The 10,456-nt window shown below is 73.6% G+C and carries 9 protein-coding genes; 3 read left to right on the top strand and 6 right to left on the bottom strand.

All coding sequences use genetic code 11. From position 1 onward, the window contains the following. Window positions 1-297: 297 nt before the first annotated feature. On the top strand, window positions 298-1,824 hold the full coding sequence (locus ACFP3U_RS05640) for an FAD-binding oxidoreductase (protein ID WP_380224071.1): 1,527 nt from the start codon (window positions 298-300) through the stop codon (window positions 1,822-1,824). A gap of 234 nt (window positions 1,825-2,058) precedes the next feature. Then, window positions 2,059-3,552: an ABC1 kinase family protein gene (locus ACFP3U_RS05635; RefSeq protein ID WP_380224070.1), complete on the top strand. Its 1,494-nt coding sequence runs from the start codon at window positions 2,059-2,061 to the stop codon at window positions 3,550-3,552. Between the two features lie 210 nt (window positions 3,553-3,762). Here ACFP3U_RS05635 and ACFP3U_RS05630 read toward each other — a convergent pair whose 3' ends face one another. The 4 genes from ACFP3U_RS05630 to ACFP3U_RS05615 form a co-directional block, all read right to left on the bottom strand. Continuing rightward, a complete protein-coding gene (locus ACFP3U_RS05630; RefSeq protein ID WP_380224158.1) occupies window positions 3,763-4,008 on the bottom strand; it encodes a hypothetical protein in 246 nt (81 codons plus the stop codon). A gap of 146 nt (window positions 4,009-4,154) precedes the next feature. Continuing rightward, on the bottom strand, window positions 4,155-4,520 hold the full coding sequence (locus tag ACFP3U_RS05625) for a WhiB family transcriptional regulator (protein ID WP_380224069.1): 366 nt from the start codon (window positions 4,518-4,520) through the stop codon (window positions 4,155-4,157). Between the two features lie 168 nt (window positions 4,521-4,688). Further along, a complete protein-coding gene (locus ACFP3U_RS05620; RefSeq protein WP_380224068.1) occupies window positions 4,689-5,156 on the bottom strand; it encodes a hypothetical protein in 468 nt (155 codons plus the stop codon). Window positions 5,157-5,456: 300 nt separating this feature from the next. Continuing rightward, a complete protein-coding gene (locus ACFP3U_RS05615) occupies window positions 5,457-7,727 on the bottom strand; it encodes an ATP-dependent DNA helicase UvrD2 (protein WP_380224067.1) in 2,271 nt (756 codons plus the stop codon). Window positions 7,728-8,024: 297 nt separating this feature from the next. On the opposite strand from ACFP3U_RS05615, the gene ACFP3U_RS05610 reads away from it, so the two are divergent. Further along, window positions 8,025-8,282, top strand: coding sequence for a mycoredoxin (locus ACFP3U_RS05610; RefSeq protein ID WP_380224066.1), 258 nt, complete (start codon window positions 8,025-8,027; stop codon window positions 8,280-8,282). Window positions 8,283-8,342: 60 nt separating this feature from the next. Here ACFP3U_RS05610 and ACFP3U_RS05605 read toward each other — a convergent pair whose 3' ends face one another. Next, window positions 8,343-9,197: a GntR family transcriptional regulator gene (locus ACFP3U_RS05605; RefSeq protein ID WP_380224065.1), complete on the bottom strand. Its 855-nt coding sequence runs from the start codon at window positions 9,195-9,197 to the stop codon at window positions 8,343-8,345. A 234-nt stretch (window positions 9,198-9,431) separates the two neighbouring features. Beyond that, window positions 9,432-10,382: an NAD(+) diphosphatase gene (gene nudC / locus ACFP3U_RS05600; RefSeq protein ID WP_380224064.1), complete on the bottom strand. Its 951-nt coding sequence runs from the start codon at window positions 10,380-10,382 to the stop codon at window positions 9,432-9,434. Between the last annotated feature and the right edge of the window lie 74 nt (window positions 10,383-10,456).

Raw genomic sequence — 10,456 nt, 5'->3', positions numbered from 1 at the left:
GCGGGACGCCTGTGCGGGACGCCTGTGCGGGACGCCTGTGCGGGACGCCTGTGCGCGCAGCCTGGCGCCAGGCTGCGCCCTACGACCCGGGCCGAGACGTCGGCCCGGGTGAGTGTGGGTGGTGGGTGGTGGGTGGGCGGAGGGGAGGGGGGAGGGGGGAGGGGTCCCCGAAGCGGGGAAAGGGCGCACCGGGGCGCCCTGGAGCCATTACTGTGGCGTCGGCCACCCGGCCGACGCCGGGGGTGGCCCGCGCAACGATCGCAACGCTCGTGCACGACCTCACCGAGAGGTATCGACATGATCACTCGCAGATCGCTCATCGGCGCCGCCGGCGCCCTGGCCGTCCCGCTGGCCGCCGTCCCCGCCCTGCCGACCGTCGCCACCGCGGCCGAGGCCCGACGGCGACGATGGTCCCGGCTCTCCGGCTATTTGCACGGCACTCTCGTCCTCCCCGGCGACCCGGCCTACGGGGTCGCCAAGCAGATCGGCCAGGCCCGCTTCGACTCCGTCGAGCCGGCCGCCATCGCGTACTGCGCCGACGAGGCGGATGTCGCCCTCTGTCTCCGGTACGCCCAGGACCACGACCTGCCGATCGCCGTCCGCGCCGGCGGCCACAGCGGCGGCGGCTACTCCACCGGCACCGGCCTGGTGATCGACGTCTCCCGGCTGAACGCCTCCACCGTCACCCCCGGGGCCGCCACCTTCGGCGGCGGCACCCAGCTCGTCGACGTGACCAACGCCGTCGCCCCGCACGGCCTCGCCGTCTCCGGCGGCTTCTGTCCCACGGTCTCCCTCGGCGGCTTCCTCCAGGGCGGCGGCATCGGCCTGTTGACCCGCCATGTCGGTATCTCCAGCGACAAGGTGACCTCGGCCCGCGTCGTGCTGGCGAGCGGCCGGACCGTCACCGCCTCGCCCCAGGAGCACGACGACCTGTACTGGGCGCTGCGCGGCGGCGGTGGCGGCAACTTCGGCGTCGTCACCTCGTACACGGTGACTCCGGTCCCGGTGGCCACCCTGACCATGGCCAGTCTCGCCTGGCCCTTCGACCGCGCGGTCGATGTGCTGGACGCCTGGTCGCACTGGCTCCCCGACGCCCCGCGGACGCTGGGCGGCGGTGCCGTGGTGGGTCTGCGGGACGCCGCGCCCGGGGCGACCCCGTTCGTCTCGGTGCTGATCGGCTCGGTCGGCACGGAGGCCGAACTCAACGCCGAGATCGGCCGGTTGGTCGATCTGGTGGGCGCGGTTCCGGCCTCGCGGAACAGCTACACCGCCCCGTACCTGTCCGTCATGATGGGCTTCTACGGCTGCGGCTCGTACACCCAGGACCAGTGCCACCGGGCGGGTACCGGGCCGGCGGCCGTGCTGCCCCGACCGACCGCCGCTGTGGACCGGGGCCGGCTGTTCGACGCCCCGCCGCCGCGCGCGGTCTGGGACGCCGCGGTCGGCCTGTTGGACCGGGACCGGCTGGCCGGGCAGCAGCGCATGGTGCAGTTGAGCGCGCTCGGCGGCGCCGCCAACGATCCGGCCCGCACGGCCACCGCCTACGTCCACCGGAACGCGCTGTTCAACGCGAGCCTCGGCGCGGTGATCGCCACCGGCCCGGTGGACGAGGCGGCGACGGCGGCGGCCCGCCGCTGGGCGGACTCCGGCTTCGCGGTGCTCGATCCGCACTCCTCCGGCGAGACGTACCAGAACTTCGTCGATCCCGGGCTGCCGGACTGGCGGCGCGCCTACTACGGGGAGAACTATCCGCGGCTGGTGGCGGTGAAGCGCCGGTACGACCCGTTCCGGCTGTTCTCCTTCGCGCAGGCCGTCGGCGCCTGACCGGCCCCGACCGTCGACCCCGACCGTCGACCCTGACCGTCGGGCCCGGGTGTCCGGGCCCGACGGCGGCCGGCGCGAGACCGGCACCAGACCGGCACGAGACCGGTGCGAGACTGGCGCGAGCCCGCCGCGGAGGCCGATTCCGGCCGGGGCCGCACCGCCGAGCGGGCACAATGGCGTATGACGGTCGGCCCCCGCCGCGGGGGCCTGGGGCGTGTCGATTTGGAGGCCCGGGTGAGCGATCTTCCGCGCAAGGCAATGACCCGCACGGCAAGACTCGCCGCCCTGCCGCTGGGGATAGCCGGCCGGGCCACCCTGGGGCTGGGGAAGCGGATCGGCGGCCGGTCGGCCGAGGTGGTGACCGCCGAGTTGCAGCAGGCGACCGCCGACCAGCTGTTCAAGGTCCTGGGCGAGCTCAAGGGCGGGGCGATGAAGTTCGGGCAGGTGCTGTCCGTCTTCGAGGCCGCACTGCCCGAGGAGGTGGCCGGCCCGTACCGGGCGGCGTTGACGAAGCTGCAGGACGCGGCGCCGCCGATGCCGGCGGCGAAGGTCCACGCGGCCCTCGCCGAGCGGCTGGGCGAGGACTGGCGGGGCCTGTTCCTGGAGTTCGACGACCGGCCGGCGGCGGCCGCGTCGATCGGCCAGGTGCACCGGGCGGTGTGGCACGACGGCCGCACGGTCGCGGTGAAGGTCCAGTACCCGGGGGCGGGGGACGCGCTGCTGGCGGACCTGTCGCAGTTGAGCCGGGTGGCCTGGCTGCTCGGTCCGCTGATTCCGGGCCTGGACATCAAGCCGTTGATCACCGAGTTGCGGGAGCGGGTCGCCGAGGAGCTGGACTACGGGCTGGAGGCCCAGGCGCAGCGCCGTCATGCCGAGGAGTTCGCGGGCGATCCGGAGATCGTGGTGCCGGGTGTGGTGGCGCAGGCGGACCAGGTGCTGGTGTCGGAGTGGATGGGCGGCACGCCGCTGGCGGAGGTGATCGCCTCGGGTTCGCAGGAGGAGCGGGACCGGGCGGGGCAGTTGCTGGCCCGGTTCCTGTTCGCCGGTCCGTCGCGTACGGGGTTGCTGCACGCGGATCCGCATCCGGGCAATTTCCGGCTGCTGAAGGACGACGGCCCGGTGGAGGACTGGCGGCTGGGGGTGCTGGACTTCGGGACGGTGGACCGGTTGCCGGGCGGGTTGCCGGCGCCGATCGGGGCGTCGTTGCGGATGGCGCTGGCCGGGGACGCGGCGGGTGTGCTGGCGATGCTGCGCGAGGAGGGCTTTGTGAAGCCCTCGATCGAGCTGGATCCGGACGCGGTGCTGGACTATCTGGTGCCGATCATCGAGCCGGCGGCGGTGGAGTCGTTCCACTTCACGCGGGCGTGGATGCGGGCGCAGGCGGCGCGGATCGCGGATCCGCGGTCGCCCGCGTACAACCTGGGCAAGCAGTTGAATCTGCCGCCGTCGTACCTGTTGATCCACCGGGTGACGCTGAGCACGATCGGGGTGCTGTGCCAGTTGGGTGCTAAGGCGCCGTTCCGGGCGGAGATGCTGGAGTGGTTGCCGGAGTTCGCGGAGCCGGGCTCGGCGGGCAAGCGCCCGGCGGGTAAGCGGCCCGCGGCGAAGAGCACAACGGCGAAGGACCCGGCGGCGAAGGACCTCGCGGCAAAGGACCCCGCGCCGAAGCGCCCTGCCGCGAAGCGGTCGGCGCCCGCGCGGCGTCGGGGCCCGTCGACGGAGGGCTGATCACGCCAGAAACCTCCCCTCGCCCGGCCGTCCCCGAGGACGGCAACGGCCGCAGGCCGCCTCCCGGTATCGGGGGGCGGCCTGCGGCGCGACGGGGGTACGACGGCGGCCGGGCGGGTACCGGCGTCCCGGTCACCTCACGGCTTCGTCGCCTCATGGCGATATCGCCTCGGGCGGTGTCACCTCACGGCGACGCCACCTCGGGCGATGTCACATCAGGGCGACGGCGATGGCCTTGCGGGCCCGCAGCGAGGCGCGTTCGGCCTTCTGCTTGAGCCGGTGGGCCCGGGCGACCCGGACGACGAGCCGTTGGTGCTCGGCCTCCTGGAGGCGCTCTTGCATATGCGCACGGGCCAGGGATTCGTGGAGGAGTTGCATTTCGAGGGTCCTGTTCTGGATCTGAAGTTCGGTGGTCTGCTCAGCGCGGACGGTCGGATCGATGGCGGCGGCGGTCATGTGGTGGTCCTGCTCGTGGTGCGTCGTCGGAAAGGGGCGGATGCGGGCGTCGGCCTTGGCGGCGGCGAGGCGTACGGAGCGGCGGAGGGTGTTGTCCGGCAGGGGCTGCTCTCCCCGGCGGACGGCCTCGGCTCCGGACGCGGGATTCACGCCGCGACCTCGGTCTTGCGCGGGCGGCCACGCGGCCGCTTGCGGGCCACGACGACACCCTGGACGAAGAGCTCGCCACCCCAGACGCCCCAGGGCTCGCGGCGCTCGAGGGCACCGGTGAGACAGGCGTCCTTGACCGGGCAGGTGCCGCACAGGGCCTTCGCGTACTCGACGTCGGCGGGCGTCTCGGCGAAGAAGACCTCGGGGTCGAACGCGCGGCACGGGATGGGGAGGCCGAGCTCTTCGGCCTGGTCGATCGAGGTGAACTGCATGGGGAGAACCTCCGGGGGGTCGGCCTGGTCGGCCTTGGTCTGGCTTGTCGGCGGTACGGACGGGGTGGGCGGTGTGATGACCGTGGACACTGTGTGCGTCTTCCTCGTCTTCTCAGTGGGTCCGGCTCAGCTGACTGGTGGGGCTGGGCCGGAGGCCCCGGGGGGCCTGGGTGGTCTCGCGTACCGGACAAAACAGAAGGGCCGCGGATCCCGGTGTGACGGGTTCCGCGGCCCTGGAGGCGCCGACCTGAAAGTGGCTCAGGTTCGTTCTCTCCAGGGTTCAGGCCCGCGGAAGGCCCGCATCCGGATGGCCGTGGCGTCCGTGAAGACGGCCATGGCCTGGTTGATCTGCTGCTCGTTCTGCTTCTGGGCGTTTCCGGCACCGATGACCTGCGCATAGCCGCCGTGCTTGGCGACGACTACGGCCGTCTTCGGTGCCTGGGTCGGTCGCTCATCACGCGGGGAGCGGGACGCGTCGACCGACGCCCAGTCACGGGACAGACCAGTCTCGACACGGGTGCCGTCGAAGCTGCCGCCCTCATTGCCCTTGCTGCCGAGGCCAGTGTGTCCAAGACCACTGACAACGGGGGCGAGGGAGAAGGGAGCGACGGAGCCACGAGTGGCGTCGAGACCCAGACCGGTTCCGCACAGCTCGGCGGTGAGCCGCAGGCTGGCGGCACGCAGGGAGGCAGCGTCGACGGTCTGGCCAGTCATTTTGGTGTTCATGGTTTCCACTGTCTTCGCCTCCTCTCGGCGTCTCGCGGAGCCTGGTCTCCCGGGCTCCGAACTGTTCGGATGTCTGTCTCGGTGGAGCTGGTGGAGCTGGTGGTGCGAGTGATGCGGGTGTGAAGCTGGTGGGCGCAGGGGAATGCGGCGCGACAGGTGTCACCCCGTGCGATCGCGTCCCCTTGACCGCTCCGGCAGGCTATTGCGCTCCCGGCACGGCGCGCAAACTATTTTTCCGGCGAGTTCCCCGACGGTCTTCGCGGCGCTCCGCGGCGCCGGCTGTGATCGCCCCGGACCGGCTCAGGCCGGTTCGTCCGGCTGACCGTCCGAGACGTCCGCCGGATCCCCCTCGGGCTCCTCCCCCGCACACAACGAGAGCACGGCCGCCCCGTATTTGTCCAGCTTCATGGCGCCGACCCCGGAGATGGCGGCCAGCTCCTGGCGGTTGGCGGGCACGTCCTCGGCGATGGCCATGAGGGTGGCGTCGGTGAACACCACGTAGGCCGGGGCGCCCTGTTCGCGGGCCTGGGCGGCGCGCCATTCGCGCAGCCGTTCGTAGAGCGCCTCGTCCATGGTGGAGGGGCAGGTCTCGCAGCGGCGGAGCTTGCGCTCGACGGCGTCGGTGAGGACGCGCTCGCAGACCCGGCAGGTGACCGGGCCGCGGACCCGGCGCCCGGCGGAGCGCTCGCCGCCCTCGACCCCGCCGCGGCCGGCCCGCCCGGCGGGGCGGCTGCCGGGGGCGCTGGAGCCGGGGCGCAGCCCGTCGAGGAAGCGGGTGGGCTTGCGGGAGGCGCGGCCGCCCGGGGAGCGGGAGAGCGCCCAGGAGAGGGTGAGGTGCTTGCGGGCTCGGGTGACGCCGACGTAGAGGAGGCGGCGCTCCTCCTCGACCTGTTCGTCGGTCTTGGCGTAGATGATCGGCAGGGTGCCCTCGGTGAGGCCGACGAGGAAGACGGCGTCCCATTCGAGGCCCTTGGCGGCGTGCAGGGAGGCGAGGGTGACGCCCTCGACGGCGGGGGCGTGCTGGGCGGCGGCGCGGGCGTCGAGTTCGGCGACGTAGTCGGCGAGTCCGGTGGTCTGTCCGGCGGCGGTGCGGCCGCGTTCGAATTCCTCGGCGAGGCGGACGAGGGCGGCGAGGGACTCCCAGCGGTCGCGGACGGCGCCGGAGCCGGCGGGGGGTTCGGGGGTGAAGCCGCGGGTGGCGAGGACGGCGCGGACCTGGCCGGCGAGGTCGGGGGCGCCGTCGGTGACGGGGTCGGAGCCGGCCCGGGCGGCGCCGCGGAGCAGGACGCCGGCGTCGCGGACCTCGGGGCGTTCGAAGAACCGCTCGGCGCCCTTGAGCTGGTAGGGGACGCCGAGGTCGGCGAGGGCCTGCTCGTAGACCTCGGACTGGCCGTTGGTGCGGAAGAGGACGGCGATCTCGCTGGCGCGCACGCCGGCGGCGACGAGGTCCTTGATCTTGCGGGCGGTGGTCTCGGCCTCGGTGGGTTCGTCCTCGTACTCGGTGTAGACGGGGTCGGGGCCGGCCTCGCGCTGGGAGACGAGTTCGAGGCGGTGGCGGGCGGCCTCGCCGCGGGCCTGGGCGAGGAGTCCGTTGGCGAGGTGGACGACCTGGGGGGTGGAGCGGTAGTCGCGGACGAGCTTGACGACGGTGGCCTCGGGGTGGCGGGTGCGGAAGCCGAGCAGGTAGTCGGGGGTGGCGCCGGTGAAGGAGTAGATGGTCTGGCTGGCGTCGCCGACGACGCAGAGGCTGGCGCCGCCGCCGGGGCCGGTCCACTGGTCGAGGAGGCGCTGCTGGAGCGGGGAGACGTCCTGGTACTCGTCGACGGTGAAGTGCCGGTACTGGGCGCGGACCTGGTCGGCGATGTCGGGCCGGTCCTCCAGGATGGCGGCGGTGAGCAGCAGGACGTCCTCGAAGTCGATGTTCCCGCGGCGGGTCTTGGTCTCCTCGTAGACGCGGTAGACCTGGGCGGTCTCGGCGGGGTCGCGGGGGGCTTCGCGGCCGGACTTGGCGACGGCGGCGGGGTAGTCGTCGGGGCCGGTCTGGGTGACCTTGGCCCATTCGATCTCGGCGGTGAGGTCGCGGAGTTCGGTGCGCTGGACGCGCAGGCCGCAGCGGCCGGCGGCCTCGGCGACGAGCTGGACCTTGCGTTCGAGGAGTTGGGGGACGGGGCCGCCGACGGCGCGGGGCCAGAAGTAGTGGAGCTGGCGCAGGGCGGCGGCGTGGAAGGTGCGGGCCTGGACGCCGTCGGCGCCGAGTTGGCGCAGGCGGCCGCGCATCTCGCCGGCGGCGCGGGCGGTGAAGGTGACGGCGAGGACCTGTTGGGGCTGGTAGACGCCGCTGCGCACGCCGTAGGCGATGCGGTGGGTGATGGCGCGGGTCTTGCCGGTGCCGGCGCCGGCGAGCACGCAGACGGGGCCGTGCAGGGCGGTGGCGACGGCCCGCTGTTCGGGGTCGAGTCCGGCGAGGACGGCGTCGGGGCCGCCGCCGGCGGCGAGGTGGCCGGGCCGGTGGGCGTCCTGGTGTCCGTCGAACGGGCTGCCGCTCAAGAGGTCTTCCTGCATGCGTTCCATCCTCTCAGTCCGGGCGGACATCTCGGGCGGGGTTGTCCACAGGCGCGGTGTGATCGCCTGATGATCGCGGCGCGCTCGGCGGGTAGTGGTGCGGGCGGGGCGCGCGCCCCGGCCCCGCGCCGGTACGGGGCGCGCGGCCGGCCGGCCGGGCACCGGGGCGCGGCACGGCGCGGCACGGCACAGTCGGGGCACGCCCGGGGCGCGGAATGACGGCCGGGCGGTGGACGTTGTCCCCGCCGAACCGGTACGCGCGCGATCGCGTCCGCACGCCCCTCCCTATCCGAAGGAGTTCCCTCGATGTCCGGCAGCGTGACGATGTACAGCACGACCTGGTGCGGCTACTGCAACCGGCTCAAGAGCCAGCTGGAGCGTGAGGGCATCGGCTACACCGAGATCAACATCGAGGAGGACCCGGCGTCGGCGTCCTTCGTCGAGTCGGTGAACAACGGCAACCAGACCGTGCCGACGGTGCTCGTGACGCCGGTCGGCGGCGGCGAGCGGGTCGTGATGACCAACCCGAGCCTGATCCAGGTGAAGAAGGCCCTGGCGGCCTGACGAACCCCGGCCTGACGCACCAAGGCCCAGGCCCCGGCCGACGCGCGCCCGCCCCGCGGGTCACGGCGCGTCGGCCCGGGCCGGGTCGACGGGTGCGGCGGGCGCGGGCAGCGTGGTCCGGGCCGCGAGGTCGCCGACGCCGTAGACCAGCCGGCTGCGGTCGGCGGAGTAGCGGGTCTCGATGACCCGGACGGGTCCGCGCCGGTCGTAGGTGACCCGGGTCTGGACCACCAGCGGGACCCCGGGTCCGCCCTGGAACCACTGGGACTCCTCGGGTCCCGGCATCCGGGCGACCAGGTGGTCGACGGCGCCGATCTCGGTGCGGCCGAGGGCGGCGAGCACGGCCTCGTCGCCGCCGTCGATCTGGTCGGGTTCCATCAGCGGGGTGCCGGCGGCGAGCCCGGCCCGGTAGTGGCTCTCCTCGATGGAGTACGGCTCGCGGTCGAGCAGGCGCAGTTGGCGGCGGACGACGATGGCCTCGCCGGCGCGCAGTCCGAGGCGTTCGGCGATGTCGACGCGGGCCCGGACGATCATCATTTCGAAGTCGACGGTGAGTTCGCGTCCGCTGTCGTCGGCCTCGCCGCGGTAGACGGCGCCGGGGGTGGCGAGGCAGTCGCGGGCGGCGGTGTCCTGCGGGTCGAGGCAGGGGGCGGGTCCGTAGGCGCGGTGGTCGAGCACGGGGTGCTCGCGCAGGTAGGTGCCCTTGCCCTGGAGGCGGACGAGTCGGCCCTCGTTGACGAGGACGTCGACGGCGAGGCGGACGGTGTTGCGGGCGACGCCGTACTGGCGTTCCAGCTCGCTCTCGACCGGGAGGGCGGCCGCGGTGGTGAACTCGCCCTCGGCGATGCGGCGGCGCAGGTCCGCGGCGAGGCGCTGGTATTTGGGGGATTGGGCGGTGCCCCGGGGGATTGTCACCCGAGTGAATGTAGCGAGACGGGCGAGCGGCTTTCAGGCGTTTGCGGCAAAGTCTCCCGGGATCGGTGACAGTGTCCGGCGGGAGCGCGGGAGCCTTACCGAGCAGGGCCGCTCCGATGACGAACATCCTGGGGAGACGGGTTCGGAAAGGAAATTGGGGGCGCGCGAATCAAGTCCGCGCGCCCCCAATCCGAGGAACGCTTCAATCCGCCCGCCCTGCGGGGCGGCCCGGAATTACCAGCGGGCCGCCGCCGGCAGCGGCCCGCCGTACCAGAGCTCGACCAGGTGCCGGGCGATCGAGATCCCGGACGGCGGGAGGATCTCCCCCGCCTCCATGCCCGCCCGCAGCTCCTCCCGGGAGAACCAGCGCGCCTCGGCCAGCTCCTCCCCGTCCACCGTGATCGCGGTGCCGTCCGGGTGCGCCTTGCCCAGGAAGCCCAGCATCAGGCTGGACGGGAACGGCCACGGCTGGCTGGCCACGTAGGAGACCTCGGCGACCCGCACCCCGGCCTCCTCGTGCACCTCGCGCACCACCGCCTGCTCGATCGACTCCCCCGGCTCGACGAAGCCGGCCAGCGTCGACCAGCGGCCCTCCGGCCAGAGCGCCTGACGGCCGAGCAGGCAGCGGTCCTGCTCGTCGGTGATCATCATGATCACCGCCGGGTCGGTGCGCGGGTAGTGCTCGGCCGCGCAGGAGGTGCAGCGCCGCACGTGCCCGGCGCCGGCCTTCTCGGTGCGGTGGCCGCAGCGCGAGCAGAAGCTGTGCAGCCGGTGCCAGTGCTCCAGGGCGACGGCGTGCACCAGCAGCCCGGCGTCCCGGTCGGAGAGCAGCCCGCCGACCTCGCGCAGCCCGGCCGGGCGGGCGTCGCCGTCCAGCCGGCCCGGCAGGCTCTCGCCGGCCAGCGCGAAGTAGGAGACGCCCTCCTCGTCGGTGCCGAGGAAGTAGCGGTCGCCGGTCTGCGGCGCCTCGAAGGAGGGCAGCAGGACCAGCTCGGTCCCCTGCCCGGTGTCCACCACGAACGCCTCGCCGCCGGCGATCGGCAGCACCTTGGTGGACGGGTGGCTCCACGCCGCCGCCAGCCAGGGCTCGTCGAACCGGTGCTGGGCCGCCCGGTCCACCCCGGCTCGGGCCAGCGCCAGGTGCGGCGGGTGTTCGGTCTCAGGCACGGTGCTCAACTGTTCCATCCCCACGTGATGAGTCTTTCGGACGGGTCGGGTTCGCCCTGCGGGCCGGGCGGCGGGTGCGTCCCGCGGCCGGG

Source organism: Kitasatospora misakiensis (assembly GCF_042656005.1).
Classification (GTDB): Bacteria; Actinomycetota; Actinomycetes; order Streptomycetales; family Streptomycetaceae; genus Kitasatospora; species Kitasatospora misakiensis.
The sequence above is the reverse complement of the archived record's forward strand: the minus strand, read 5'-3'. Positions and strand labels throughout refer to the sequence as shown.

What these genes read in the sequence shown, in the direction of transcription:
- ACFP3U_RS05640 (WP_380224071.1), top strand. Translation starts at nt 298, where the DNA reads ATGATCACTCGCAGATCGCTCATCGGCGCCGCCGGCGCCCTGGCCGTC.
- ACFP3U_RS05630 (WP_380224158.1), bottom strand. Translation starts at nt 4,008, where the DNA reads ATGACCGCCGCCGCCATCGATCCGACCGTCCGCGCTGAGCAGACCACC.
- ACFP3U_RS05620 (WP_380224068.1), bottom strand. Translation starts at nt 5,156, where the DNA reads ATGAACACCAAAATGACTGGCCAGACCGTCGACGCTGCCTCCCTGCGT.
- ACFP3U_RS05615 (WP_380224067.1), bottom strand. Translation starts at nt 7,727, where the DNA reads ATGGAACGCATGCAGGAAGACCTCTTGAGCGGCAGCCCGTTCGACGGA.
- ACFP3U_RS05610 (WP_380224066.1), top strand. Translation starts at nt 8,025, where the DNA reads ATGTCCGGCAGCGTGACGATGTACAGCACGACCTGGTGCGGCTACTGC.
- nudC (WP_380224064.1), bottom strand. Translation starts at nt 10,382, where the DNA reads ATGGAACAGTTGAGCACCGTGCCTGAGACCGAACACCCGCCGCACCTG.